Source organism: Cypionkella aquatica (assembly GCF_030161095.1).
Taxonomy (GTDB): Bacteria; Pseudomonadota; Alphaproteobacteria; order Rhodobacterales; family Rhodobacteraceae; genus Cypionkella; species Cypionkella aquatica.
The window spans coordinates 550,322-574,465 of the sequence record NZ_BSPP01000007.1 but is presented as its reverse complement, the minus strand read 5'-3'; the positions used below and the strand labels follow the sequence as shown (position 1 = coordinate 574,465).

At 60.6% G+C, this 24,144-nt stretch carries 28 protein-coding genes; 10 read left to right on the top strand and 18 right to left on the bottom strand.

Annotated elements, in window-relative coordinates; translation table 11 throughout:
- Positions 1-6 precede the first annotated feature (6 nt).
- The 8 genes from QQJ98_RS11370 to QQJ98_RS11335 all read right to left on the bottom strand — a co-directional run bounded on the left by QQJ98_RS11370 (position 7) and on the right by QQJ98_RS11335 (position 5,255).
- On the bottom strand, positions 7-252 hold the full coding sequence (locus QQJ98_RS11370; RefSeq protein ID WP_284325444.1) for a DUF5337 domain-containing protein: 246 nt from the start codon (positions 250-252) through the stop codon (positions 7-9).
- The gene (locus QQJ98_RS11365; RefSeq protein WP_284325443.1) at positions 227-493 is read right to left on the bottom strand and encodes a hypothetical protein; all 267 of its coding nucleotides are present in this window, start codon (positions 491-493) and stop codon (positions 227-229) included. The genes QQJ98_RS11370 and QQJ98_RS11365 overlap by 26 nt, the downstream gene beginning before the upstream one ends.
- Positions 494-501: 8 nt before the next feature.
- Complete coding sequence (locus tag QQJ98_RS11360; protein WP_284325442.1) at positions 502-1,719, bottom strand: NADH-quinone oxidoreductase subunit E; 1,218 nt, start codon at positions 1,717-1,719, stop codon at positions 502-504.
- Between the two features lie 380 nt (positions 1,720-2,099).
- Positions 2,100-3,338, bottom strand: a complete 1,239-nt coding sequence (locus QQJ98_RS11355) for an NADH-quinone oxidoreductase subunit D (protein WP_284325441.1) — start codon at positions 3,336-3,338, stop codon at positions 2,100-2,102.
- A gap of 31 nt (positions 3,339-3,369) precedes the next feature.
- The gene (locus QQJ98_RS11350) at positions 3,370-3,756 is read right to left on the bottom strand and encodes a nuclear transport factor 2 family protein (RefSeq protein WP_284325440.1); all 387 of its coding nucleotides are present in this window, start codon (positions 3,754-3,756) and stop codon (positions 3,370-3,372) included.
- A 3-nt stretch (positions 3,757-3,759) separates the two neighbouring features.
- Complete coding sequence (locus tag QQJ98_RS11345; RefSeq protein WP_284325439.1) at positions 3,760-4,356, bottom strand: NADH-quinone oxidoreductase subunit C; 597 nt, start codon at positions 4,354-4,356, stop codon at positions 3,760-3,762.
- A 9-nt stretch (positions 4,357-4,365) separates the two neighbouring features.
- Positions 4,366-4,899, bottom strand: a complete 534-nt coding sequence (locus QQJ98_RS11340; protein WP_284325438.1) for a NuoB/complex I 20 kDa subunit family protein — start codon at positions 4,897-4,899, stop codon at positions 4,366-4,368.
- Positions 4,890-5,255, bottom strand: coding sequence for an NADH-quinone oxidoreductase subunit A (locus QQJ98_RS11335; RefSeq protein ID WP_284325437.1), 366 nt, complete (start codon positions 5,253-5,255; stop codon positions 4,890-4,892). The genes QQJ98_RS11340 and QQJ98_RS11335 overlap by 10 nt, the downstream gene beginning before the upstream one ends.
- 259 nt (positions 5,256-5,514) lie before the next feature.
- Here QQJ98_RS11335 and QQJ98_RS11330 point away from each other — a divergent pair, with 259 nt between their 5' ends.
- Complete coding sequence (locus tag QQJ98_RS11330; RefSeq protein ID WP_284325436.1) at positions 5,515-5,976, top strand: CreA family protein; 462 nt, start codon at positions 5,515-5,517, stop codon at positions 5,974-5,976.
- A 184-nt stretch (positions 5,977-6,160) separates the two neighbouring features.
- Here QQJ98_RS11330 and QQJ98_RS11325 read toward each other — a convergent pair whose 3' ends face one another.
- The 4 genes from QQJ98_RS11325 to QQJ98_RS11310 form a co-directional block, all read right to left on the bottom strand.
- Positions 6,161-7,396, bottom strand: a complete 1,236-nt coding sequence (locus tag QQJ98_RS11325) for a DegT/DnrJ/EryC1/StrS family aminotransferase (protein ID WP_284325435.1) — start codon at positions 7,394-7,396, stop codon at positions 6,161-6,163.
- The gene (locus QQJ98_RS11320) at positions 7,393-8,613 is read right to left on the bottom strand and encodes a TCR/Tet family MFS transporter (protein WP_284325434.1); all 1,221 of its coding nucleotides are present in this window, start codon (positions 8,611-8,613) and stop codon (positions 7,393-7,395) included. Before QQJ98_RS11320 ends, QQJ98_RS11325 begins: the two co-directional genes overlap by 4 nt.
- 62 nt (positions 8,614-8,675) lie before the next feature.
- Positions 8,676-9,053, bottom strand: a complete 378-nt coding sequence (locus tag QQJ98_RS11315; RefSeq protein ID WP_284325433.1) for a hypothetical protein — start codon at positions 9,051-9,053, stop codon at positions 8,676-8,678.
- Positions 9,054-9,131: 78 nt separating this feature from the next.
- The gene (locus QQJ98_RS11310) at positions 9,132-9,794 is read right to left on the bottom strand and encodes an HAD-IA family hydrolase (protein ID WP_284325432.1); all 663 of its coding nucleotides are present in this window, start codon (positions 9,792-9,794) and stop codon (positions 9,132-9,134) included.
- 82 nt (positions 9,795-9,876) lie between these two features.
- Between QQJ98_RS11310 and glmU the strand changes: the two genes are divergently transcribed.
- From glmU to QQJ98_RS11295, 3 genes are read left to right on the top strand one after another with little or no spacing between them, the layout of a single operon-like run.
- Positions 9,877-11,226 carry a bifunctional UDP-N-acetylglucosamine diphosphorylase/glucosamine-1-phosphate N-acetyltransferase GlmU gene (glmU, locus tag QQJ98_RS11305; protein ID WP_284325431.1) on the top strand — a complete coding sequence of 450 codons (1,350 nt, stop codon included), beginning with the start codon at positions 9,877-9,879 and terminating at the stop codon, positions 11,224-11,226.
- The gene (glmS, locus tag QQJ98_RS11300; protein WP_284325430.1) at positions 11,227-13,041 is read left to right on the top strand and encodes a glutamine--fructose-6-phosphate transaminase (isomerizing); all 1,815 of its coding nucleotides are present in this window, start codon (positions 11,227-11,229) and stop codon (positions 13,039-13,041) included.
- Positions 13,038-13,715, top strand: coding sequence for a DNA alkylation repair protein (locus QQJ98_RS11295; protein ID WP_284325429.1), 678 nt, complete (start codon positions 13,038-13,040; stop codon positions 13,713-13,715). Before glmS ends, QQJ98_RS11295 begins: the two co-directional genes overlap by 4 nt.
- Positions 13,716-13,767: 52 nt before the next feature.
- Here the strand turns inward: QQJ98_RS11295 and QQJ98_RS11290 are convergent, their stop codons facing one another.
- Entirely contained in the window at positions 13,768-14,154 is a 387-nt protein-coding gene (locus tag QQJ98_RS11290) for a hypothetical protein (RefSeq protein WP_284325428.1), read from the bottom strand.
- Between the two features lie 142 nt (positions 14,155-14,296).
- Between QQJ98_RS11290 and moaA the strand changes: the two genes are divergently transcribed.
- Complete coding sequence (gene moaA, locus QQJ98_RS11285) at positions 14,297-15,304, top strand: GTP 3',8-cyclase MoaA (RefSeq protein WP_284325591.1); 1,008 nt, start codon at positions 14,297-14,299, stop codon at positions 15,302-15,304.
- A gap of 168 nt (positions 15,305-15,472) precedes the next feature.
- Here moaA and QQJ98_RS11280 read toward each other — a convergent pair whose 3' ends face one another.
- The 5 genes from QQJ98_RS11280 to QQJ98_RS11260 all read right to left on the bottom strand — a co-directional run bounded on the left by QQJ98_RS11280 (position 15,473) and on the right by QQJ98_RS11260 (position 20,476).
- On the bottom strand, positions 15,473-15,826 hold the full coding sequence (locus QQJ98_RS11280; protein ID WP_284325427.1) for a DUF1304 domain-containing protein: 354 nt from the start codon (positions 15,824-15,826) through the stop codon (positions 15,473-15,475).
- 97 nt (positions 15,827-15,923) lie between these two features.
- Positions 15,924-17,090, bottom strand: a complete 1,167-nt coding sequence (locus QQJ98_RS11275) for a M20 aminoacylase family protein (protein ID WP_284325426.1) — start codon at positions 17,088-17,090, stop codon at positions 15,924-15,926.
- A gap of 102 nt (positions 17,091-17,192) precedes the next feature.
- Positions 17,193-18,338, bottom strand: coding sequence for an amidohydrolase (locus QQJ98_RS11270; RefSeq protein WP_284325425.1), 1,146 nt, complete (start codon positions 18,336-18,338; stop codon positions 17,193-17,195).
- A 9-nt stretch (positions 18,339-18,347) separates the two neighbouring features.
- Complete coding sequence (locus QQJ98_RS11265) at positions 18,348-19,598, bottom strand: Hsp70 family protein (protein WP_284325424.1); 1,251 nt, start codon at positions 19,596-19,598, stop codon at positions 18,348-18,350.
- 260 nt (positions 19,599-19,858) lie between these two features.
- A complete protein-coding gene (locus tag QQJ98_RS11260) occupies positions 19,859-20,476 on the bottom strand; it encodes a lytic transglycosylase domain-containing protein (protein ID WP_284325423.1) in 618 nt (205 codons plus the stop codon).
- A 273-nt stretch (positions 20,477-20,749) separates the two neighbouring features.
- On the opposite strand from QQJ98_RS11260, the gene ssb reads away from it, so the two are divergent.
- The 5 genes from ssb (at position 20,750) to tpiA (ending at position 24,138) form a co-directional block, all read left to right on the top strand.
- Positions 20,750-21,301: a single-stranded DNA-binding protein gene (gene ssb / locus QQJ98_RS11255; protein WP_284325422.1), complete on the top strand. Its 552-nt coding sequence runs from the start codon at positions 20,750-20,752 to the stop codon at positions 21,299-21,301.
- 43 nt (positions 21,302-21,344) lie between these two features.
- Entirely contained in the window at positions 21,345-22,298 is a 954-nt protein-coding gene (locus tag QQJ98_RS11250; protein ID WP_284325421.1) for an acyltransferase family protein, read from the top strand.
- A gap of 95 nt (positions 22,299-22,393) precedes the next feature.
- A complete protein-coding gene (locus QQJ98_RS11245; RefSeq protein ID WP_284325420.1) occupies positions 22,394-22,756 on the top strand; it encodes an SUF system Fe-S cluster assembly protein in 363 nt (120 codons plus the stop codon).
- 60 nt (positions 22,757-22,816) lie between these two features.
- A complete protein-coding gene (locus tag QQJ98_RS11240; protein ID WP_284325419.1) occupies positions 22,817-23,167 on the top strand; it encodes a HesB/IscA family protein in 351 nt (116 codons plus the stop codon).
- 227 nt (positions 23,168-23,394) lie between these two features.
- On the top strand, positions 23,395-24,138 hold the full coding sequence (gene tpiA, locus QQJ98_RS11235) for a triose-phosphate isomerase (protein WP_284325590.1): 744 nt from the start codon (positions 23,395-23,397) through the stop codon (positions 24,136-24,138).
- Positions 24,139-24,144 lie beyond the last annotated feature (6 nt).

Sequence of the window (24,144 nt, the reverse complement as noted above, 5' to 3'; positions counted from 1 at the left end):
CCTTCCTTACCTGCGGCGCGCGCGCCAAATTTGATACGTCACGACCAACGCCCAGATAAAGCCAGCCAAAGCCGCCAGATCGAGCAGGAACGTGTATTTCAGCGGCAGGCCAAGCTCTGCGCCGATTTGCTGGCCCGCCATGTAAAGGATCATCGTGCCTGCAATCACCAAGGCCACCAGCCTCGATTGCCGCGCCGATTTATCCTGAGACGCCGGACCCGCCATGTCAGTGATGCCCGTCGCTGTGGGCATGGCCGTGATTGCCGTGGCCATCGTGGTCGTGATCCGCAGTGACGGTCAGTTCAACGCCGCCATTGCCCAACAAAACCGCATAGACCCCGAACACCACCAGCGCGATGATCACCGCCGCAAAGCCGTCGACCTCGCCCAGCCAGCGCGCAAGGCCAACCGCAATCAAAGCTGCCAGAACAGCAACAAGCCAGCCGCCAGCCCAAGGCCCATCAACTGCATCGTGATCATGTGCGTGATCCATCATAACCCTCAATAATCATTGGTCTTGGCGCGGATCATAAAAGCCTCAAGCCCGATCTCGCCGATCAGCTTAGCCTGCGCCACCCACCTATCGCGGCTGACCCGGCCCCGGAAGCCTTTCAGATTGCTGTCCATCCAAGCGACTTCGGCAGGACCAAACGCCGCGATCTGATCAAAGTGGAAAATCCCCAGACCATGGCACAGCTTTTCGATCACCGGGCCGATGCCCTCGATCTTTTGCAAATTGTCGCCCAAACCATTGCGCGGCGCCATCAATGCGGCTGGCTGGCTTTGCGCGCCATCCGCCGGGGCTTTCGCCTCGGGCGTCGCAAGCGGTGTGGCCAGAGCCGAATTGCCATCAGCCGCAGGTTTGCCCACAGGCATCGCAGGCGCTTCCTGCACGGTCACGCCGGTTTTATCTGCCACCGCCGCCGCGCCGGGTTTCGGCTCGACCGCCACGCCCACTGCGGGCGCTACCGCCTCTGGCATTGCCGCCAGTTTCGGATCCGTATTGACACCCTTTGAAATCCAAGGCGTCAGCAGCGGCACTTCGGTGCCATCAATCCGCTTCACCGTATCGCCGATATCCACCGCAGCCTGCGCCGACGCATTGTAAGGCTTGCGCCCGGCTTCATGATCTTTCAGCGAGGTCAGGCCCGACAACGGTTCCGCCGCATAGCGGCCGTTCTGCGGCCCCGGCACCGGCACTTCACCGGTTGAGAACCGTCCGATCAACGCGCGCAGCTTGTCCGCTGTCAGATCCTCGTAATAATCCTTGCCGATCTGCGCCATCGGCGCATTGGTGCAAGCGCCCAGACATTCAACTTCTTCCCACGAGAATTTGCCATCCGCCGAAACCTGATGCGCGCCAGGCGCCACCAGCTCCTTGCAAACCGCAATCAACTCCTCGGCACCGCAAATCATGCAGGAGGTGGTGCCGCAAATCTGGATATGTGCCACCGAACCAACAGGTTGCAGCTGAAACATGAAGTAGAACGTCGCCACTTCCAGCGCGCGGATATAGGCCATGCCCAACTTGTCCGCGACATATTCAATCGCCGGACGCGTCAGCCAGCCATGCTGTTCCTGCGCACGCCACAACAGCGGGATCACCGCCGAAGCCTGCCGCCCAGCGGGATATTTCGCGATCTGCCCTTCCGCCCAGGCCAGATTGGCCGGGGTGAATTCAAACGAGCTTGGTTGTTCTTTGTGTAGACGGCGCAGCATCTAGCTGTTTCCTTCAGAAGCATGACCGATGTAGCAATATCTTTCGCCAGTCTCGACCAGATATTCGTTAAGAGGCGCAGTGTTTGTCGCCACCGGAAATGGCGTCGTAATGCGCTGGTATGACTTACCCGTAATCAAATCTTTAAGCGCAGACTTGGGGGTGCAGTGCATCGTAGAGTCGGCAGGATAATCAGGATAGAATGCAGCAACCAAGATTGCACTTACACGGTCGCGCATATCGTCAACGGTCGCGTCAACGGGGACCGAGACAAGATAGTTATGCAGTTCAAGGCAGTCTTGCCCCAAAAGCAGACATTGCTGCCCAGCGACAGCCGGTTCAGTCGCGCAAAAAAAGACAGCAAAGACTACTAAAGGTGATCTCACCGATCCACCTCCCCGAACACGATATCCATCGTGGCGATGATGGCTGACACGTCAGCCAACTGGTGGCCTTTGGCCAGATAATCCATAGCTTGCAGATGCAGATAGCCCGGCGCGCGGATCTTGGCGCGGTAGGGTTTGTTGCTGCCATCGGCTTTCAGATAGACGCCGAATTCGCCCTTCGGGGCCTCAACCGCCGCGTAAACTTCACCTGCGGGCACATGGAAGCCCTCGGTGTAGAGTTTGAAGTGGTGGATCAGCGCCTCCATCGAGGTTTTCATCTCACCGCGCGACGGCGGCGTGATTTTGCCCCGCGCCAGCACATCGCCCTTTTCCACCCGCAGCTTGGCAATCGCCTGCCGGATGATCGAGGTGCTTTCGCGCATTTCCTGCATCCGGCACAGGTAGCGATCATAGCAATCGCCGTTCTTGCCGACCGGAATTTTGAACTCGAATTCGTCATAACATTCATAGGGTTGCGCGCGGCGCAGATCCCAGGCCATGCCCGATCCACGCACCATCACGCCCGAAAAACCCCAATCCAGCGCATCTTCTGGTGTCACCACGGCGATATCCACCGTGCGTTGCTTGAATACGCGGTTCTCGGTGATCAGACCGTCCAGATCATCCAGCAACTTGGGGAAGTTGACCGCCCAAGCGTCGATATCCTCGATCAGCGCCGGAGGCAGGTCTTGATGCACGCCACCCGGGCGGAAATAAGCGGCGTGCAGACGCGCACCACAAGCCCGCTCGTAGAATACCATCAGCTCTTCGCGGGCGGTAAAGCCCCACAACGGCGGCGTCAGCGCGCCCACGTCCATCGCCCCGGTGGTGACATTCATCAGGTGGTTCAACACCCGGCCAATTTCGCAGAACAACACCCGGATCAACTGAGCGCGGCGCGGCACCACAGTGCCGGTCAGCCGCTCGATTGCCAGACACCAGGCATGCTCCTGATTCATCGGCGCCACGTAATCCAGCCGGTCAAAATACGGCAGGTTCTGCAGATAGGTGCGGCTTTCCATCAGCTTTTCGGTGCCACGGTGCAAAAGACCGATATGCGGATCGCAGCGTTCAACAATTTCGCCGTCCAACTCCAGCACCAGACGCAAAACGCCATGCGCGGCAGGGTGTTGCGGGCCGAAGTTGATGTTGAAATTGCGGATGCGCTGCTCGCCGGTCAAGGTGTCAACCGTGCCGTCGTCATAGCTGTTCGCGCGGATATCGCCGTCCATCATTTCGCAATTTCCTTCCAAAGGCACTGCATTATCAGACCTCCATCGCCGGGCCGTCCGCGACGCGGAACAGCTTGGTCATCAGTTGCCACGATCCGGCAACGCGCAAAAATCCCAGCTGATCGGTGTAAGTGCGCGGCGGCACCGACACGTTCAGCTTGACCTGCGCCATTTCATTGTCAGCATCCACCGACAGAATTTCAAACACCGGCTCACCCGCAGCCGCACTGCGTCCGCCGACACGCGCCACAAACGCGGCTTTGTCGATGGCCCGATCCAGACCATCAGCGCCCACCCATTGCATCATGAAGCGCGCGTTGCACAACGCTTGCAGCGCCGCACCATCGGCAAAATGCAACGCGTGGCAGTAGCGGGTCACCGCATCCTGCAAAGCCGCATCCGGGAAAGAGCCATCCTTCATCGCTCAGGCCTTTTTCTCATCACCCGGAAGGATGTATTTCGCACCCTCCCACGGGCTCATGAAATCAAACTGACGGTATTCCTGCACCAGCGAAACCGGCTCGTAGACAACCCGTTTCTGCGCTTCATCATAGCGGACTTCGGTATATCCCGTTGTCGGGAAATCCTTGCGCAGCGGATGGCCGCGAAAGCCGTAATCGGTCAAGATCCGACGCAAATCCGGGTGGCCCGAGAACAGGATGCCGAACATGTCGAAGGTTTCACGCTCGAACCAATTCGCGGCGGGATAAGCGAGATAGATCGAGGGCACCATCTCATCCTCGGCCACAGCGACTTTCAGGCGGATGCGGGTGTTGGTGTACATCGACAGAAAGTGATAAATCACATCGAACCGCGCCACCCGCTCGGGGTGATCGACGGCGGTGATGTCGACCAGCGAAGAGAATTTGCAAGCGGGATCGGCCTTGAGAAAGCCCACGAAAGACACCAGCGCAGGCAGTGCCACGGTCACATTCAGCTCGCCAAAGGCGATTTCAGTGGCCAGCACCGCATCCGGGCGGGCTTCGATCAGATAGGTGGCGAGTTGGGTCAGATCAGCCATAACGCCCCCTTAGCGCACAAGCGTGCCAGTGCGGCGGATTTTCCGCTGCAACTGCAAAATGCCATACAGCAGCGCTTCCGCTGTCGGCGGGCAGCCCGGCACATAAACATCGACCGGCACGATGCGGTCACAGCCACGCACCACCGAATAGCTGTAGTGGTAATAGCCGCCGCCGTTCGCACAAGAGCCCATCGAGATCACATAGCGCGGCTCTGGCATCTGGTCGTAAACCTTGCGCAGCGCCGGGGCCATCTTGTTGGTCAACGTGCCCGCGACGATCATCAGATCCGACTGCCGCGGGGAGGCCCGTGGCGCCGCACCGAAACGCTCAAGATCGTAGCGCGGCATCGAGGTGTGGATCATCTCAACCGCGCAGCAGGCCAAACCAAAAGTCATCCAGTGCAAGCTGCCATTGCGTGCCCAGTTGATGATATCTTCGGTCGTGGTCAGCAGAAAACCCTTGTCCTGCAACTCGCGGTTCAGCGCTTGCGTGGCAACCTCGCGGTCAGGCCCTGCGGTATTGGCACCCGTCATCACGCCCATTCCAGTGCTCCTTTTTTCCACTCATAGGCAAAGCCCACGGTCAGCACCGCCAGAAACACCATCATCGACCAGAACCCGACCATGCTGATCTGTCCAAAGGCCACGGCCCAAGGGAACAGGAAGGCCACCTCAAGGTCGAAGATGATGAACAGGATTGAGACGAGGTAAAACCGCACGTCGAACTTCATCCGCGCATCGTCGAAGGCATTGAAGCCACATTCATAAGCCGAGACCTTTTCCGGGTCAGGGTTGCGCACCGCGATCACGGCGGCGGCAAGGATCAGCACAAGGCCAAGCCCGGTCGCAATCGCAAGAAGAATCAGGATGGGCAGATATTCACGAAGAAGATGGTCCACGCGAAGCGCTCCTTCAGCTGGCACAAACGCGTCGCAAGCGCTTTGGCCCACGTCGCTCTTGCCCATTCGTTTACCCCGCCCCCTTGGCAGGGTCAACCAAAGGCCGCTGGAAATTATGAACTGCAAAGCCGCTAAGCCCTTGGTTTTTGCGGAATAATTCATGAGTGTTTTACTAAGAAATTGAGATTCCGCGTGCGATCTTGTGTTCACGGGCAGTGCTGCCCATCTAACAGGCAGAAATCATTGGAAGGCCCGCCAAATGCGCCTGATTGCCGCCCTTGCCCTAAGCCTGCTGCCCCTCACCGCAACCGCCGAGGAAATTGGCCGAGTCGGTGTTGATTGGGTCGGCAATGACATCATTATTGACGCGATCCCCGACCCCAAGGTGCAGGGCGTCACCTGCCATATCAGCTATTTTGAACGCTCGATGTGGGACCGGCTGTCGAAAGGCAACTGGTTTGAAGACCCGTCAAACGCCTCTATCGCCTGTCGGCAAACCGGCCCTATCACCATCGGCGACATCGACACTTCGGAATCCGGCGAAGAAGTGTTCAGCGCAAGCCGCTCGCTAGTGTTCAAATCATTGAACGTCACCCGGATTTTCGATCAGAAAAATCAGGTGCTGGTCTACTTGACCCATGCCACTGAATTGAGCGACGGCTCGGCGAAAATGTCGATCTCGACGGTGCCGCTGTTCAATCAGGCCGCCAAGGCACCGTGAAGCCACTCCCTGTAGAATTGCCTGAAACTGTCAGCGTCTGCGCTTAAAATCCCGCCAAGATCCCCGCCGGATGCACTTGCTGTCAGGGCAGAAGCCTCCGGCGGGAATATTTAGACCAGTATGAAATGCAAGGCGCGATCCGGCTGCCGCGTTTCAGGCTGCCTCATGGCAGAGACTCTCGGCGCTATTGAATGACGGGCAACACCATTGCCTCGGGCTCTGGCCCCTGCCCTACGATCAGCGCCTCGGCCTTGATGATCCGCGCAATCTGCGCGCAATCGGCGACCGAGAACGTCAGCGGCACCCGCATATCAATCAGCCCAGCCAGAATCCGGTCGGTCTGCGGCAGGCTTTGCGGCGCGGCATAGCCCCAATGCTGATAGCGCGAGGTGAAGGCCACCGGGTCGGCCGCCCCGAACCATTTCAACTCGACCCCGCGCGCCAAGACCCGCCCCAGCAAAGCGCCGATGCGGGCCTCGGACCATCCCGGCAGCAGGAACTGGAAGGACGAGCCGACATAGGTTTCTTCCGCCGGACGCGCCACCAGTCGCAGCCCCGGCACGCCGTCCAAGCCCGCCTCTAACGCCTGATAGCGCTCGGCCCAGCGGGCCACGCGATCCGCCAACAGCCCCAACTGCGGGCGCAAAATCGCGGCGCGCAAGTTGTCCATCCGGCCCGAAACATTCGGCACTTGCATCCGCACCGCTTCAAACGCCTCGATGGGCGGGGCAGCGCGGTGCCGCCCGTAAAGCATATAAGACCCCGACAGCAGCACCGCCCGCGCCATCACGGCCGCGTCGTCCGAGATCAGAAAGCCGCCCTCACCCGCGTTTATATGCTTGTAGGTCTGCATCGAATAACAGCCGATCACCCCCGACCGTCCCGAGGCCACACCCTTCCACGCAGCCCCCATCGTATGCGCGCAATCTTCGATGATCAGCACCCCAAGCCGCGCACAAAGCGCCACCAGCGCCTGCATGTCACACAGATGGCCGCGCATATGCGACAGCATCAGCACCTTTGCGCCAGAGGACACCGCCTTCGCCGCAAGATCATCGAAATCCAGCACCAACTGGTCGGTGATCTCGACAAAGACCGGGCGCGCGCCGACCGATGCGATCGACCCCGGCACCGGCGCGAGCGTGAAGGCATTGGTCAACACCGCATCGCCCGCAACCACGCCCACCGCCCGCAAGGCACATCCCAAAGCATAACCGCCCGAGGCCACAGCAAGGCAATATTTCGCGCCCATCAGGTTGGCAAATTCTTCCTCCAGCAGCGCGGCTTCTGCGATCTCACCCGCTGCGGTATTATAGCGGTGCAACCTGCCATGCCGCAGCACGGCAATCGCGGCTTCAATCCCGGCCTCTGGGATCGGCTCTTGCTGGGTGAAACTACCGCCAAACACTTCTTGCGTCACAGGCGCTTCTCCTCATGCGGTACAATCACCATGAACATCACCAGTGTCAAAGCCATGCCAGCCCCCGCCACAAAGAACGCCACATCCGGCGACTGCCAGCCACCGGGGCGCATGAAATAGCCGAAAATCTGGCTGAAAAACACCGTCCCCGCCAGCATTGCGACGTTCATGATCGCCGAGATGCCGCCCTGCAATTCACCCTGCGCATCCGCGGGCACCGCCTTGGACATCATCGCGGTCAGCATCGGATGGATGAACCCCTCGGGCCCATGCACGATCATCAACACCACCACCACGCCCAAAGAGCCTGCAAAGCCATAGCCCGCCGCCGCGATCAGCGCCGAGATCAAGCCGACCAACGCCAGATTACGCTCGCCGAACAATTTGACACCCGGCCCGGTCAAACCGCCCTGAAACCCAGCCATCACCACGCCAAACACCGCCAAAGTCAGCCCCACCATTGCCGAAGACCAACCGAATTTCGCCATGCCCCAATAGGGCCAGATCGCCGGATATACCGAGGTGAAAAAGAAGAACGCGAACATCACCGCGCACATCGGGATCACACCGTGATAGCTGCGAAACACCTTGAACGCGCCGAGCGGGTTTGAGCGCGCAAGGCTGAAGCTGCGGCGGTTCGCTGGCGCCAAAGTCTCGGGCAGCACAAACCAGCCATAGATGAAATTCAGCCCCGAAATCGCCGCCGCCACGAAAAACGGCACCCTTGGCCCGAACTCGCCCAGCACGCCGCCCAAGGCTGGCCCCAACACAAAGCCCAAGCCAAACGCCCCGCCCATCATGCCGAAATACTTGGCGCGTTCCTCCGGTTCGGTCACATCGGTGATGAATGCATTGGCGATCACCCAGCTTGATCCGCAGACCCCAGCAATCACCCGGCCGACAAACAGCCAGCCCAAAGTCGGTGCCAAGCCCTGCAACAGATTGTCCATCCCCAGGCCCGCAATCGCCAGCAGCAACAACGGGCGGCGGCCAAAGCGATCCGACAAATTGCCCATCAACGGGCTGAACGCGAACTGCGCCATCGAGAACGCAAAGAACATCCAGCCGCCGATCACCGAGGCCTCTGACAGGCTGACGCGGCCCACCTGCTCGATCAGTTGCGGCAGCACCGGAATGATCAGGCCAAAGCCAATCATGTCGAGCAGCACACACAACAAAACAAAGATAATCGCATGGCGGGACGGGGCTTTTGTCATAGCCGCAACCTAGTCTTGCGGCGAAACACTGTCAAACCACCGAATATTCCCCATAGGCGTCGCTAAACCCGCGCTTTCCGCCCGGTGCCAATCCAGACAATGACCGCGAACAGCACCAGCGACAGCCCGGTCAGCATCGAGCCCGCGATCAACGGTGCCTCGCCCCAAGCAGCGCCCTCCAGCTTGCCATAAAGCCCAACTGCAAAGCCGATCATCCCCACAACTGTCAGCAGATAGTGCAGCCCAGACAGCCGTGTCGAGATCTGCGGATGGGCGTTGTAAAACAGCCCCGCCAGAAACATCCACACCCCGCCGATCAAGTTGATATGCGTATGTGTCGGCGCTTGGATGAAATCCTCGGTCATGCCCATTTTCATGCCCAAAACCACGCCACAGACCAGAAAGACAACGCTCGTCCGCAAAAACACAGTGCCATTCATGCAAGCCTCCAACGCATGATTTAAAATAGGCACAGTGCTAAACCTGCGGCGGGGCGTCTGGCAAGATTTTCCGCAGGCTTAGGGCAGCAGCCGCGCCACAAGTGCTGGCAAATCCTCGTAGCGGTCCAACAGCGCCTCGGGCTGCAGCCGCGACACGCCCGTGCCCTCTGGCCCAAAGGTCACCAAAGCCACCGGCACCCCCACAGCGCGGCCCGTCAAGCGATCGGTCTCGGTATCGCCAATCAGCATGGATTGCCCGACAGCACCGCCCACCCGCCGCACGGCCTCGATATAAGGTGCGGGATCGGGCTTGCGCACGGGCAATGTATCCGCCCCCACCACTGCGCCAAACAGATCACTGACGCCCAAGCGGCGCAGCAGCTCCACCGCCAAGCCTTCGGGTTTGTTGGTGCAGACGGCGGTGCGGTAGCCATTGCTCAGCAGTTCAAATACCGCTTGGATCGCACCCGGATACATCTTGGTATGCACGTCAATGCCATCCGCATAGGCCGCGAGCAGCACGGGATATTGCGCCGCAATATCCGCCTCGGAATAACTGACCCCCAGCCGGTCGAACCCCGCCCGCAGCATCGCCCGCCCGCCGTGAAACGCCGTCAGCGTGTCGCGGCCATCCAACACCACGCCATGACCCAACTGCACGAAACACATATTCGCCGCCGCCAGCAAATCCGCACTGGTATCGGCCAGCGTGCCATCCAGATCAAACACCACCGTTTTCATTCTGTAACCTTGCGTGAAGAACCACCCCTTGCGGCCCAGCCCAACCGGGGTAAAACGGGCGACACATAAAGGAAAGAGGCAGATGGCGGTTTCATTCATCGTTTTGGCGGCTGGCATGGGAAGTCGGATGAACTCTGACACCCCCAAAGTGCTGCACAACATCGCAAGCGCGCCGATGCTGCACCACGCGTTGACGGCCGTCCGCGCGCTGGAACCATCGCGGATCGTCGTCGTCACCGGCCATGAAGCCGCCTTGGTCGCCAAATCCGCCGAGGCTTTCGATCCCGCTGTCGATTGCGTGCTGCAAGAACCGCAACTTGGCACCGCCCATGCCGTCGACATGGCAGCGCCTTTGCTCGCCGATTTCGCAGGCGATGCCATCGTGCTTTATGGCGACACGCCGTTCATCCGCCCCGAAACCCTGCAAGCGATGCTGGATGCGCGCGCGCGCCATTCGGTGGTGGTGCTGGGGTTCCAAGCCCGCGATCCGGGCCGCTATGGCCGGCTTGTGGCATCAGGCGACAGCCTTGAAAAGATCGTCGAATACAAAGACGCTTCGGATGAAGAACGCGCCATAACGCTTTGCAATTCCGGCGTTCTTTGCGCCCCCGCCAAGCTGATGTTCGAGCTGATCGCGCGTGTTGAAAACAACAACGCAGCGCAAGAATACTACCTGACAGACCTGCCCGCCCTTGCCCGCGCGCAAGGTCTGTCGGCAGGCGTGGTGATCTGTGACGAGTCCGAAACCCTTGGCATCAACACCCGCGCACAGCTGGCCGAGGCCGAAGCCGCCTTCCAAGCCCGCGCCCGCGCCGATGCACTGGAAAACGGCGTCACCCTGACCGCGCCCGAAACCGTGTTCTTCGCGCTGGACACCCATATCGGCCGCGATGCCATCATCGGCGCGAATGTGATTTTTGGCCCCGCCGTCACCATTGAATCCGGGGCAGAGGTCAAAGCCTTTTGCCATCTTGAGGGCTGCCACATCTCGCGCGGCGCGGTTGTTGGCCCGTTTGCGCGCCTGCGCCCCGGTGCCGAACTGGCCGAAGATGTCCATGTCGGGAACTTTGTCGAGATCAAGAACGCCATCCTTGATGAAGGCGTCAAAGTCGGCCATCTGACCTATATCGGCGATGCTGACGTGGGCGAGTTTACCAACATCGGCGCGGGCACCGTCACCTGCAATTATGATGGCGTGATGAAGCACCGCACCAAAATCGGCAAACGCGCCTTCATCGGATCATCGACCATGCTGGTCGCCCCGGTCAGCGTTGGCAACGATGCGCTGACCGCCTCGGGCTCGGTGATCACCGAGAATGTCCCCGATGAGGCATTGTCGATTGGCCGCGCCAAACAAGTCAACAAACCGGGTCTCGCCACCAAGCTGATGGCCCGTCTCAAGGCGATCAAAGCCGCGAAAGGGAAGTCGTAAATGTGTGGAATCGTTGGCGTTCTTGGCAATAACGAAGTAGCGCCGCTGCTGGTTGAATCCCTTAAACGGCTGGAATATCGCGGCTACGACAGCGCAGGCATCGCCACCGTCAACAAGGGCAGGCTTGATCGTCGCCGCGCGGTGGGCAAGCTGGTGAACCTGTCCGATCTTCTGGTCCACGAACCGCTCGCGGGGAAGGCTGGCATCGGCCACACCCGCTGGGCAACGCATGGGGCTGCCACCACAACCAACGCGCACCCGCACCGCTCTGGCCCCGTTGCGGTGGTGCATAACGGCATTATCGAAAATTTCCGCGAACTGCGCAGCGAACTGGCAGCGGCGGGCCTGACCCAGGAATCCGAGACCGATACCGAGACCGTCGCACTTCTTGCACATCTGTACATCACCCGCGGTGCCACCCCTATTGAGGCCGCCCGCCAAACCCTGAAACGCCTGCACGGTGCGTTTGCCTTGTGCTTTCTGTTTGATGGCGAAGAAGACCTGATCATCGCCGCCCGCAAAGGCTCTCCGCTGGCCATCGGTCACGGCAAGGGTGAGATGTTCGTGGGATCAGATGCCATCGCGCTGGCACCGATGACCGACCGCATCACCTATCTGGAAGAAGGCGATTACGCTGTGATCACCCGCCAAGGCGCTGTGATCTATGATGAAAATGATCATCTTGCCAACCGCGCCGAAGCCCGCATCCAAGTCGATGCCACCCGCATCGAAAAGGCCGGCTACAAGCATTTCATGGCTAAAGAAATCGCCGAACAGCCGGTGGTGATAGCCGACGCGCTGAAGCGATACGTGCAAAACGGTGCGCTACACCTGCCAGCCGAAGTCGATTTCACCGCTGTTGACCGCCTGACGATGGTCGCCTGCGGCACCGCAAGTTACGCCTGCCATGTCGCCAAATACTGGTTTGAACAAATCGCGGGCCTGCCGGTTGAAATCGACATCGCCTCGGAATTCCGCTACCGCGAACCGCCGCTGTCGCCCAAGCAATGGGCTTTGTTCGTCAGCCAATCCGGCGAGACCGCCGATACCCTCGCCGCCCTGCGCTACACCCGTGACAAGGTCGCCAAGATCGTCGCCGTGGTCAACGTCCCCACCTCATCCATCGCCCGCGAAGCCGATCTGGCTTTGCCGATCATGGCGGGGATCGAGGTTGGCGTGGCCTCGACCAAAGCCTTTTCTTGCCAGCTGACCACCCTCGCGCTGTTGGCGTTGAAAGCCGCCCAAGATCGCGGCCGCCTGACCCCGGAAAGCCTTGCGCAACATCTCTCTGATCTCGCGGCGATCCCCGGCCTGATGAACCACGCGCTTGCGCTCTCCACCCCGATTGCCGCCATCGCGGAAGAACTGGCCGAGGCGCAAGACGTGCTGTTTCTGGGCCGGGGCGCGATGTTCCCGCTGGCCTTGGAAGGTGCGCTAAAGCTGAAAGAAATCAGCTACATCCACGCCGAAGGTTATGCATCAGGTGAACTCAAGCACGGCCCCATCGCGCTGATCGACAACCGCGTGCCGGTGATCGTGCTGGCCCCCCGCGACCCTTTGTTTGAGAAAACCGTCTCAAACATGCAGGAAGTCATGGCCCGTCACGGCAAGGTGCTGCTGATTTCTGATGCGCAAGGCGTGGCCGAGGCTGGCAGCGATTGCTGGAAAACCATCACCATGCCACAGGTCTCTGACGCCTTCGCGCCGATCCTCTATGCGATCCCGGCGCAGCTTCTGGCCTATCACACCGCCATCGCCAAAGGCACCGATGTCGACCAACCCCGCAACCTTGCCAAATCGGTGACCGTCGAATGATCGCGCATGCCCTTGACCAATTGAATGCCCTTGGCGACCCGCAAAAGGCCATCGAAGCGCTGGCTTATCACAAGACCGAACGCCCTTATCTGGGGCTGAAAGTGCCGCAAATCGAGGAATTGACCGATCAATGGCGCGCAGATCTTAACCTTGAGGACCGGATCCAGCTGGCCAGCGATCTGTGGGACAGCAACATCCACGAGGCCCGCATCGCCGCTGCCAAATTGCTGACCCAAGCCCGCATCAAACCCGATGATACCGCTGCTTGGGATCTGCTTTGCCAATGGGTGCCGCAATTCGACGCTTGGGCCATCGCTGACACCGCCTGCAAAGCCGTTGAAAAACGCATCACTGCCGATCCGTCACGCATCGAGACGGTCGAAAGCTGGACCACGTCCGAGAATATGTGGACCCGTCGCGCCGCCTTGGTCGCAACCCTGCCCTTCACCAAGCAAAACTTCCCGAAGGATTTTGAACTGGAGATCCGCGACCGCGTGCTGTCTTGGGCTGCGGTCTATATCGACGACAAAGACTGGTTCATCCAGAAATGCGTGGCGTGGTGGCTGCGCGATCTGTCGAAACACGACCCCGACCGCACCGCAGCTTTCCTGGAGGAATACGGCCTGCGCATGAAAAGTTTTGCACGCAAAGAGGCGGCGCAATATCTGGGGTAAGGCGATTTCCGAAGCCGGAAATCGTGCACGATTTACGCGGCGTAAATCGGCTTCATTCTGCGTAGATCGTGACCTGGGGCAGATCGGTCAACCCAAGCCCCAGCGCACGAAACGCCGCCAGCGACAATGAGGCCGAACCAGATCCCGGCAGCAAATCAACCGCCACCGAAGCGCCGCTTTCCGTCACCACCCGCCCCTTGGCCTTGGCGACGATCAGCGGCGACTTCACCCACAGACCCTGCTCTGCCGGGCTGCCCAACGCCACCACTGCCTCTCCCAAAGCCCGCTCTGCGCCCGCAGGCTTGACGGCTGTCGCCGCCGCCCGCTCGGCCGCCGTGGTCTGGTCGAGTGCCGCAGCAGAAGCGCCAGCACCAATCACCGGCCGCGCCATCGGTGCCGAAACCTGCGCCACGGCATCCGGTTTTGACGGTGTCATCATGGCACAGCCAGACGTCGCCAGCGCCATACTCATCAAGATCAAGGTTTTATGCATCATCCCCAAACGATACCGTGGCGCTTGCCCACGCGCAACCGTCGCATTCGACCTTGATCGCAAACCCGCGCAGCCCTACCTTGAACCCATGTCAGAACTGCCCCTCATCGACCCGTTCGCCCGCGCGATTTCCTATCTGCGCGTTTCGGTCACCGACCGCTGCGATTTCCGTTGTGCCTATTGCATGACCGAACACATGACCTTCCTGCCGAAAGCCGAATTGCTGACGCTGGAAGAGCTTGACCGTTTGTGCAGCAATTTCATTGCTTTGGGTGTTGATAAGCTGCGCATCACCGGTGGCGAGCCCTTGGTGCGCAAAGGCATCATGACGTTTTTTGAAGCCATGGCGCGGCATCTGCACTCTGGTGCGTTGCGCGAACTGACTCTGACCACCAACGGCAGCCAATTGCGCAAATATGCAGCTGAGCTTGCCGCCTGTGGGGTCAAGCGGATCAATGTATCACTCGACAGCTTAGACGCAGAGAAATTCGCAAAGATCACCCGCTGGGGTCGGCTGGATCAGGTGTTGGACGGGATAGAAGCCGCAAAGCAGGCAGGCCTGAAGGTCAAGATCAACACCGTCGCCCTGAAGGGCTTCAATGAGGATGAGTTGTTCAGCCTGACCGAATGGTGCGGGCGCGAGAACCACGATCTGACCTTCATCGAAGTGATGCCGATGGGCGATATGGGCGAAGCGCAACGGGTGGATCAATACTGGCCGCTGAAAGATTTGCGCAGGCAACTGTCCACCCGCTACACATTGCAGGATTTGCCTGACCGCACCGGCGGCCCCGCCCGCTATGTCCGGTTGGCCGAAACCGACCAGCGCATCGGATTTATCACGCCGTTGACGCATAACTTCTGCGAAAGCTGCAACCGGGTGCGGCTGACCTGCACGGGCGAACTCTATATGTGCCTTGGCCAAGAAGACATGGCCGACCTGCGCGCGCCACTGCGTGCCAGTGCCGACGACGCACAGCTGCGCCAAGCCATCCGCCGCGCAATCAGTCACAAACCCAAGGGCCATGATTTCGACTATACCCGGCAAGGGGTTAAGGGCCAGATGACCCGGCACATGAGCCACACGGGGGGGTAAGCATCGGGGCGGGTAAGCATACGGGCGGGTGAGGCTCTGCGCGCGCCTTCGACACGACCTGTTTTCGCAGCCTATGTGGGATGCTCCGCAGGGAGTATTTCAAAAAGAGCAAATCCTTCGTGGCGGTGCACTTGTCATTGCTCTTTTGGAAATACTCAAACCTTGCGGTCAGACACCCGCACAGACTGCGCCAAGTGCAAGCGCCGCTGGCAAAGCCTGCACAAGAAGTATCCGGCGTGAGGCGGTCGCGCCGCCGTAAACTCCTGCCGCCAGCACACAGATCAGAAAAAACACCGCCACATCGCGGCCTTCGACGCCAAGCCACAGGCTCCAGATCAAACCCGCCGCCAGAAAGCCATTGTACAAGCCCTGATTGGCAGCCAAAGCCTTGCTTTGGGCGGCAAATTCGGCCGAAGTGCCAAACACCGCCCGCGTGCGCGGGGCCTGCCAAAGAAACATCTCCAGCACGAGGATGTAAACATGCAGCGCTGCGATCAGCGCGATCAAGGCCGAAGCAATCATCGTCAAAGCCTTCTGATGTCACAAGGTTTCAGCTTGGCCCCACTGCCCCCCGAGGGCGGTGGGGTGGGCGGGTGGGAACCGCCTGAGGGGGGCAGTCTTACGCGGCTGGCATCCGGGATTCGACCATGCCCGCATACCAGCTTGACCCAAACGGAATCGCATTATCGTCGAAGTTATAGGCCGGATGATGCACCATCGCCGTGTCGCCGTTGCCCACAAAAATATAGGCCCCGGGCCGTTCCAGCAGCATGAAGCTGAAATCCTCTGCCCCCATCAGCGGCGCTGTGTTGGTATCCACCTGCCCCGACACCGCCCGCGCCACGTCTGCCGCGTATTCGGTATTCGCCTCGGCGTTTACCGTCACCGGATAGCCACGGGTGTATTCGACCACCGCTACAGCCCCCAAGGCAGCCGCCGTGCCTTCCGCAATCGCCTTCACCCGGCCTTCTACATAATCCTGCACGCCGAAATCCATCGTGCGCACCGTGCCCTTCATCTTGACCACCTGCGGGATCACGTTATGCGCCGTTGAATCCGTCGCCACCGTACAGACCGACACCACCACCTGCTTCAGCGGATCAACCCCGCGCGAGGCTATCGTCTGCATTGCCACGATGATATGCGCCGCCACCACCGTGGTATCTATGCAGTCATGCGGCTTGGCAGCATGGCCACCCTTGCCCGTCACCGTGATCTCGAATTGATCCGCCGCCGCCATCATTGCCCCCGGTCGGATCGCAAAATGCCCCACCGGAATCCCCGGCATATTGTGCATGCCGTAAACTTCCTGAATCCCCCAGCGGTCCATCATGCCATCGGCGCACATCTCGCGGCCACCACCGCCACCTTCCTCCGCAGGTTGGAAAATCAGCACCGCCGTGCCGTCAAAATTCCGCGTCTCCGCCAGATATTTCGCCGCCCCCAGCAGCATCGAGGTATGGCCGTCATGGCCGCAAGCATGCATCTTGCCCGGCACTTTTGACGCATAAGCCACCCCGGTCTGCTCGATGATCGGCAGCGCGTCCATATCTGCCCGCAGCCCGATCACCCGGCCCGAAGTATCCGTCTTGCCCTTGATCACGACCACAACTCCGGTGCGGCCAATGCCTTCGGTCACCTCATCACAGCCAAACTCGCGGCAGAGTTCAGCCACACGCCCAGCGGTGCGATGCACCTCAAACAACAACTCGGGGTTTTCGTGGAAATCCTGCCGCCATCCGGCGATCTCGGGCAGCATCTCGGCAAATCGGTTCTTCGGGGCCATGGCAAATCTCCTTTGCCCCATGATTTGATCAAAGCACCGAGTCCTGCAAGCCCTATCGTCCTGCAAGCCCTATCGTCCTGCAAGCGCAATCGCCCGCAAGCCCTATCCGCGCGCCCGCACCATCTCGGCCAGCCAAGCCGCCCCATAAGGCAGTCCCGCATCATTGAACGCATAGGCCGGGTGATGCAGCAGCGGCCCATCACCATTGCCGACAAACATGAACGCCCCCGGCACCGCGTTCAGAAACTCGGAGAAATCCTCGGATACCATCATCGGCGCCACATCCGCCTCAACCGCGCCCGAAAGCCCGCGCGCCACGTCCAACGCATGCGCCGCACAATCCGCATCATTCACCGTCGCGGGCGCATCGCGCAGATAATCCACCGTTGCCACACCGCCATGCGCCGCAGCCACCCCCAGCACCACCGCCCGCAACCGATCCTCAAGCACATCTTGCACCGCGAGTTCAAAACTGCGCACCGTCCCGGTCAGCACCACTCGCCCCGGGATCACACAAGCCCCCGATCCCTCACTCACCACGGTCGAGACCGACAAAACCGCAGGCTTCAGCGGATCAATGTTGCGCGAAACCACCGTCTGCAAGGCCACCAAGACATGCCCGGCGATCATCACCGGGTCCAACGCCAGATGCGGTTGCGCGGCATGCCCGCCGCGCCCGGTGATGACAATCTCAAACATATCTGCCGCAGCCATGATCGGCCCCGGACGGCTCGCATAAGCCCCCACCGCCAGCCCCGGCATGTTGTGCAGCGCATAAACCTCATCCAGCGGATAGCGCGCCAGCACACCATCGGCGATCATCGCCTTTGCCCCGCCGCCCGCTTCCTCGCCGGGTTGGAAAATCAGCACCGCCTGCCCCGCGAAATCCCGCGATGCCGCCAGATATTTCGCAGCCGCCAGCAGCATCGCCGTGTGGCCATCATGGCCGCACGCATGCATCACACCCGGCACCGCGCTGACAAAGTCCACCCCCGACGCCTCATGGATCGGCAGCGCGTCCATATCCGCCCGCAAGCCGATCCGCCGCCCCGGCCCGCGGCCATGGATGACCGCCACAACCCCGGTGCCGCCTATCCCAGCCTCAACCAGATCGCAGCCGAAACTCCGCAGCAATTCCGCCACCCGCGCCGCCGTGCGATGTTCGGCAAAACTCAGCTCTGGGTGCTGATGAAAATCGCGCCGCCACGCCACCGCTTCCGCAAAAAACGCCTCAATCGCCGCCAGCATCACGCCCCCTCAGGAAAACTTCCGCCGCGCATCCAGCGCAAGGCCCGTCCCGACCGAACCAAGCATATCCCCGGTGGCAATCGCAACCCCCGGCAGCGCCGCCTGCACGCAAGCCCGCAAGATCGGCAGGCCCGAAGAACCACCCGTCATGAACACGGTGCCAATATCCGCCACCCCAACGCCCGCCTGCGCCAGCACCGCGCCCAGCCGCTCGGAAATCCGCTCCACCTGTGGCAACACCGCCGCCTCAAACCCCTCGCGCCGCAGCATCGGGTTTGGCCCGCCCGTCAAAGCCGCCAGTTGCAACCGCACAACCTCTTGATCTGATAGCGCAATCTTCGCGGCCTCTACCGCCATCGCCACGGCATGACCTTGCCGCTCAGAGATTACCTTCATCAGACGATCCAGCAATTCGGGCCGATCAACCTCGCGCCGAAACGCCTTCAAATCCGCCAGACACCGCTGGGTGTACAGCATGTTGATGCGGTGCCATGTCGCCAGATCAAGGAAATAATGGTTTGGCATCAGGCCCTGACCGCCCTTGGTCGTGGCCTTGTAGCCCAGATGCGGCATCACTTCGGCCAGACTCAGAAACCGGTCAAAATCGGTCCCGCCGACGCGAATACCGTCATTGGCCAGAATATCCGCACCCCGATCCGCCGCCCGCGCCCGCGTGGGCGACACCCGCACGATGGAAAAGTCTGACGTACCGCCGCCGATATCGACGATCAACACCAGTTCTTCGCGCGCGATGCCCTGCTCATACTGCAAGGCGGCTGCGATCGGCTCGTATTGAAACGACACTTCCCGAAAGCCCAAACCGCGCGCGATCTCCTCCAGCGCGGTTTGCGCCTTCAAATCGCCTGCATCATCGCCATCGACAAAATGCACAGGCCGCCCCAACACCACCCGGTCTGCCCCCGGCGCATGGTCGCGCAAAACCCCGACCATATGCCGCATGAAGCGTGTCAGCACCTCGCGGAACGTCACCGCACGGCTGCCAATCGCCGTGCGCTCGTCAATCATGCCAGAGCCGAGCGTGCTTTTCAGCCCGCGCATCAGCCGCCCCTCGTCGCCGCGCAGATAGGCCGCAATCGCCGCACGACCAAACTCCGGCGCGCCGCCATCCTGCTCCCAAAACACCGCCGAGGGCAAAGTTTCGGCCTGATCTTCCAACCCGATCAGCCATGCCCGATCCGCATCCGCCAGCGATACCGTCGAGTTGGACGTGCCAAAGTCGATCCCACAAAACAGCGTCATATCCGGCCCCTCGCGCTTGGCAAAACGCGCCGTCTAACGGCCCCGCTGCGGGAAGTAAACCCAAAGCCAGGCCGAGGGCCAAGCCTCGCGCCAAAGCTGCGCCAGCCATTTCATACTGGCAAAAAATATCCCCGCCGGAGGCTCCGGTGCGATCAGACGAAACTGCGGCCAAATGTTAACAAAAGGCAAATGACCCCCGGTTAACTTCTTGATTTTGCATAAAACCAAAGCGTGTCCACGCGTGGACAGCCGACAAATCCCTAGCCCAGAATCGCCAAGACGTAATTCTTGGTCTCATCATAGGGCGGCACACCGCCGTGCTTTTCGACCGCCATCGGTCCGGCATTATAGGCCGCAAGCGCCAGCTTCCAAGTGCCGAAGCGATCATACATCATCCGCAGATAGCGTGCGCCACCCTCCAGATTTTCGCCCGGATCGTTGATATCAACGCCCAGATGCTGCGCGGTGCCCGGCATCAATTGCGCCAGACCCGTCGCCCCCTTGACCGACACCGCCCCGCTGTTCCAGCCACTTTCCTGTTGCACCAGCCGCAGGAAAACATCCTCTGGCACGCCATGCTTGCGGGCGGCCGCCTTGGCGACCTCAAGATATTCGCCCCGGTATTTGCCAGAGAACCGCTTCACCGGCGCATCCACGCCCGCCGCCGCATCATCTTTGTTATAGTTCGGCTTCAGCCGCGCCGAACCGTTATATTCCACCGCCAACCGCCCATCCAGCAGCGCCATCTGCGATTTCAAAACGCTGGAGCGGTTCTTCTTGCCGCCCAGCTTCAACGCTTCAGCATCTGCGCCCCCCGCGGACGTCAGGGCCAGCCCCGCCGCAATTGTCACCTTCAAAACCAACGCCGCAAATCGCATGGCAATCCTGTTTCAGCCGGAATAAATCTCGCGGCACTATACGCAATTTTCCGCCCGGTGCCAGCCTTGTGATGGAACCACCGCCGCGGCCATCGGCGAAGCCTTGCCCATCATGCCCTGAGGCGTGCATTGGATTACAACCGTATCAACTTGCAGCCAATGGGCGGCTGTCCGGTTGCAGGGCCAGATCGGGCGGTCTATAGAAATTATTAGCAACCTGCCGCGATGCTGGCGGGTAGATCAGACCCAAATTCGGAATCAGGGAGTCCCGTGATGGCAGGCGTCAACAAAGTGATCATCGTCGGCAATCTGGGGCGCGACCCGGAAGTGCGCAATTTCCCCAATGGCGGCAAAGTGGTGAACCTGCGGCTTGCGACCTCGGAAACTTGGCGCGACAAACAAAGTGGTGAGCGCAAAGAGCGGACCGAGTGGCACTCTGTCGCCATTTTCAACGAAAACCTTGGCAAGATCGCCGAGCAATATCTGCGCAAAGGCTCCACGGTTTACATCGAGGGTCAGCTGGAAACGCGCAAATGGCAGGACCAATCCGGCGCAGATCGCTACACCACCGAAATCGTGCTGCGCCAGTTTAATGGCACGCTGACCCTGCTGGGCGGTCGTGATGGCGGCGGCGCGGGTGGCGGTGGTGACGATGACCGTGGCCGCTATGAAGATCAGGGGGGCGGCAATTCTGGCGGTGGTGGCGGCAATTCAGGCGGCGGCTATAACCGTGGCGGTGGCGGTGGTTACGGCGGCGGCAATGCGGGGGGTGGTTCAGGTTCGGGTGGTGGACGCTCGGATATGGATGACGAAATCCCGTTCTGATCTGACGCGCTTTTTCCCCTTTTAACAGCGGATACCATAGACCATGTCCAGCGCCGCGCGCAGCCGCGCCGTCGATGTCCTGAAGCTTGTTCTGGCTTTCATGGTCGTCGGTATCCATGCCAACCCGTTCGCCCCGCTGGGTCGGACGGCGATCCTGCTGACCGGCGACGGGCTGTTTCGGCTGGGCGTGCCGATATTCTTGCTGTTCAACGGCTATTTTCTGCAAGCTGCGGTGATCCGCCAGCGTGGCTGGGGCTATGTCAAACGCGCGGGCCAGCTTTATGTGCTGTGGATGCTGTTGTATCTGCCGCTGTATTGGCCGTTGCTGGTGGCGCGCGGGCCCTTGCAAAACCTGCGCACCTTGGTGTTTGGCTATTGGCATCTGTGGTATCTGGCCGGGATGGTGATGGCGGCGGCGGTGATTGTGGCAATCTCGCATTGGTCAACCCGCGCGCTGGCGTGGGTTTCGGCCCTGACATTCCTTGGCGGCATCTTGGTGACCTATGGCATTGCCTGGGATCTGATCACGCCAAACCGCGCAATCTTTTCCGACCCCTTGTCGCCGCATCGCAACCCGGTGTTCCTCTGCCTGCCCTTCATGCTGGCAGGGTTTCTATTTGCCCGCGAAGCCGTGGCGGATCGTCTGCGGATCGGTTGGTTGCAAGTGGCAGCAGCTTTGGGCGTGGCGCTGGTGCTGGCCGAATCTCTGTTTCTGGCGCGATTTGCCATCAAGGGTGTGGCGCATGACAACATGATCGCGCTGGGGCTGGCCGCGCCTGCGCTGATGCTGCTGGCGCTGAAACTGCCCGGCACTTTGGCCAGCCGGGCCTTGAACGATTACGGCTCGGGGATTTACTTCATCCATGTCGCGTTTTGCGCTGTGCTGTTTCGGTTTACCGATTTCGGCCGCCCAGCGATCTATGCCTATGCGGTGGCGGGATCTGTGTTGCTGACTTGGGGCATCCGGCAAGCTGGCTTGGCGCGACGGCTGTTCTAGCGCTGCCATATCTCTGACGCGCGATTTCAATTTCCGGCACTGGACCTTTGCTGCGCAATCCCTATATAATTACTCAACTAACGCGTGAGAATGAGATGAACCAGCCGCTGGACCAGATCGAGGGCGCCCCCCTGATCCGCCCCTCTACCACCGAACATCCGCTGTATGAGCAGATCGTCGAGGCGTGCCGCACGGTCTATGACCCCGAGATTCCGGTGAACGTCTTTGATCTGGGCTTGGTCTACACGATCGAGATTTCGGCAGAGAACAGCGTTGAGATCATGATGACCCTGACCGCCCCCGGCTGCCCGGTGGCGGGCGAGATGCCCGGCTGGGTGCAGGATGCGGTGGAGCCCGTCGCTGGGGTGAAAGAGGTCAAGGTTGGCATGACCTTTGATCCGCCTTGGGGGATGGAGATGATGTCGGACGAGGCGCGGCTGGAATTAGGCTTTATGTAAAGGCTTGTCGGGCGCGCCCGGCATGCCTATCTTTGGCGCTATAGCGTAAAGGACCACCCCATGTTCGGCATCCCCGGCAAAGCCGCCGTCACCCTGACCCCGATCGCCGCACAGCACATTGCACGGCTGATGGCAAAGCAAGGCTCGCAGGGGCTGCGCATCGGCATCAAGAAGGGCGGCTGCGCGGGCATGGAATATACCATGGATTACGTCGCCGAAGCCAATCCGATGGATGAAGTTGTCGAGCAAGACGGTGCGCGGGTGCTGATAGCGCCCATGGCGCAGATGTTCCTGTTTGGCACCGAGATTGATTACGAATCCGATCTGCTGCATGCCGGTTTCAAGTTCAACAATCCCAACGTGGCAGAGGCCTGCGGTTGCGGCGAAAGCATCAAGTTCAAAGACGCCTGATCGGCGTGATGAACCGAATCTGCGTGATCCCATAGCGCGGCTTTGCCGCAAGTCTATCAGCGCTGACGCGCGGTGGGTGCTTGGTGTGACGGGATTTGACGGTTTCACAGCGCGCATCGGCGGGTCTGTTGCGTCGCAAGATTGAGTATTTTCAAAAGAGCAATACCAAGGGCTTTCCCTTGAGCTTTCGCTTCGCTAACCCTTTGCGCGAACCTTGGGAGGATGCGATGAAAAAGCTTGCGGCGGGCAATTGGAAAATGAACGGCAACCGGGCAGCTTTGGCGGAAGTGTCGGCGCTTTTGTCGGCCCATCCGGCCCCCGGCTGCGAGATCTTGCTGTGCCCGCCCACGACCTTGCTGGCCGAAATGGCTGGTTTGGCGACTGGATCGGCGCTTTTGGTCGGCGGGCAGGATTGCCACGCCAAGGGCTCGGGCGCGCATACCGGCGATATTTCGGCGGCGATGCTGGCGGATGCCGGGGCGAGCCATGTGATCTTGGGTCATTCAGAGCGGCGGGCAGATCATGGAGAGCGCAACGAATTGGTGCGCGCCAAAGCTGAAGCTGCGATTGCTGCGGGTCTGATCGCGGTGGTTTGTCTGGGTGAAACCGAGGCCGAGCGTGATGCCGGCGAGACTTTGGCGGTGATTGGCGCGCAGTTGGACGGCTCTGTGCCTGCCGCGGCGACGGGTTCTCAGCTTGTGATCGCTTATGAGCCGGTCTGGGCAATTGGCACCGGCCGCACCCCAACCATCGCACAGATCGCCGAAGTTCACGCGTTTCTGCGTGCGCGCCTGACCGCGCATATCGGGGCCGAAGCCGGGAAAACACGCCTGCTTTATGGTGGTTCGGTGAAGCCGTCGAATGCGACCGAGATCTTTGCGGTGCCGGATGTCGATGGTGCTTTGGTCGGCGGGGCCAGCCTGAAAGCTGCCGATTTCGGCGCAATTGTTGCCGCCCTCGCCGCCGCCTGACCGAAG

What these genes read in the sequence shown, in the direction of transcription:
- QQJ98_RS11370 (WP_284325444.1), bottom strand. Translation starts at nt 252, where the DNA reads ATGCCCACAGCGACGGGCATCACTGACATGGCGGGTCCGGCGTCTCAG.
- QQJ98_RS11365 (WP_284325443.1), bottom strand. Translation starts at nt 493, where the DNA reads ATGGATCACGCACATGATCACGATGCAGTTGATGGGCCTTGGGCTGGC.
- QQJ98_RS11360 (WP_284325442.1), bottom strand. Translation starts at nt 1,719, where the DNA reads ATGCTGCGCCGTCTACACAAAGAACAACCAAGCTCGTTTGAATTCACC.
- QQJ98_RS11355 (WP_284325441.1), bottom strand. Translation starts at nt 3,338, where the DNA reads ATGATGGACGGCGATATCCGCGCGAACAGCTATGACGACGGCACGGTT.
- QQJ98_RS11350 (WP_284325440.1), bottom strand. Translation starts at nt 3,756, where the DNA reads ATGAAGGATGGCTCTTTCCCGGATGCGGCTTTGCAGGATGCGGTGACC.
- QQJ98_RS11345 (WP_284325439.1), bottom strand. Translation starts at nt 4,356, where the DNA reads ATGGCTGATCTGACCCAACTCGCCACCTATCTGATCGAAGCCCGCCCG.
- QQJ98_RS11340 (WP_284325438.1), bottom strand. Translation starts at nt 4,899, where the DNA reads ATGGGCGTGATGACGGGTGCCAATACCGCAGGGCCTGACCGCGAGGTT.
- QQJ98_RS11330 (WP_284325436.1), top strand. Translation starts at nt 5,515, where the DNA reads ATGCGCCTGATTGCCGCCCTTGCCCTAAGCCTGCTGCCCCTCACCGCA.
- QQJ98_RS11320 (WP_284325434.1), bottom strand. Translation starts at nt 8,613, where the DNA reads ATGACAAAAGCCCCGTCCCGCCATGCGATTATCTTTGTTTTGTTGTGT.
- QQJ98_RS11315 (WP_284325433.1), bottom strand. Translation starts at nt 9,053, where the DNA reads ATGAATGGCACTGTGTTTTTGCGGACGAGCGTTGTCTTTCTGGTCTGT.
- QQJ98_RS11310 (WP_284325432.1), bottom strand. Translation starts at nt 9,794, where the DNA reads ATGAAAACGGTGGTGTTTGATCTGGATGGCACGCTGGCCGATACCAGT.
- glmU (WP_284325431.1), top strand. Translation starts at nt 9,877, where the DNA reads ATGGCGGTTTCATTCATCGTTTTGGCGGCTGGCATGGGAAGTCGGATG.
- glmS (WP_284325430.1), top strand. Translation starts at nt 11,227, where the DNA reads ATGTGTGGAATCGTTGGCGTTCTTGGCAATAACGAAGTAGCGCCGCTG.
- QQJ98_RS11295 (WP_284325429.1), top strand. Translation starts at nt 13,038, where the DNA reads ATGATCGCGCATGCCCTTGACCAATTGAATGCCCTTGGCGACCCGCAA.
- QQJ98_RS11290 (WP_284325428.1), bottom strand. Translation starts at nt 14,154, where the DNA reads ATGATGACACCGTCAAAACCGGATGCCGTGGCGCAGGTTTCGGCACCG.
- moaA (WP_284325591.1), top strand. Translation starts at nt 14,297, where the DNA reads ATGTCAGAACTGCCCCTCATCGACCCGTTCGCCCGCGCGATTTCCTAT.
- QQJ98_RS11280 (WP_284325427.1), bottom strand. Translation starts at nt 15,826, where the DNA reads ATGATTGCTTCGGCCTTGATCGCGCTGATCGCAGCGCTGCATGTTTAC.
- QQJ98_RS11275 (WP_284325426.1), bottom strand. Translation starts at nt 17,090, where the DNA reads ATGGCCCCGAAGAACCGATTTGCCGAGATGCTGCCCGAGATCGCCGGA.
- QQJ98_RS11270 (WP_284325425.1), bottom strand. Translation starts at nt 18,338, where the DNA reads ATGCTGGCGGCGATTGAGGCGTTTTTTGCGGAAGCGGTGGCGTGGCGG.
- QQJ98_RS11265 (WP_284325424.1), bottom strand. Translation starts at nt 19,598, where the DNA reads ATGACGCTGTTTTGTGGGATCGACTTTGGCACGTCCAACTCGACGGTA.
- QQJ98_RS11260 (WP_284325423.1), bottom strand. Translation starts at nt 20,476, where the DNA reads ATGCGATTTGCGGCGTTGGTTTTGAAGGTGACAATTGCGGCGGGGCTG.
- ssb (WP_284325422.1), top strand. Translation starts at nt 20,750, where the DNA reads ATGGCAGGCGTCAACAAAGTGATCATCGTCGGCAATCTGGGGCGCGAC.
- QQJ98_RS11250 (WP_284325421.1), top strand. Translation starts at nt 21,345, where the DNA reads ATGTCCAGCGCCGCGCGCAGCCGCGCCGTCGATGTCCTGAAGCTTGTT.
- QQJ98_RS11245 (WP_284325420.1), top strand. Translation starts at nt 22,394, where the DNA reads ATGAACCAGCCGCTGGACCAGATCGAGGGCGCCCCCCTGATCCGCCCC.
- QQJ98_RS11240 (WP_284325419.1), top strand. Translation starts at nt 22,817, where the DNA reads ATGTTCGGCATCCCCGGCAAAGCCGCCGTCACCCTGACCCCGATCGCC.
- tpiA (WP_284325590.1), top strand. Translation starts at nt 23,395, where the DNA reads ATGAAAAAGCTTGCGGCGGGCAATTGGAAAATGAACGGCAACCGGGCA.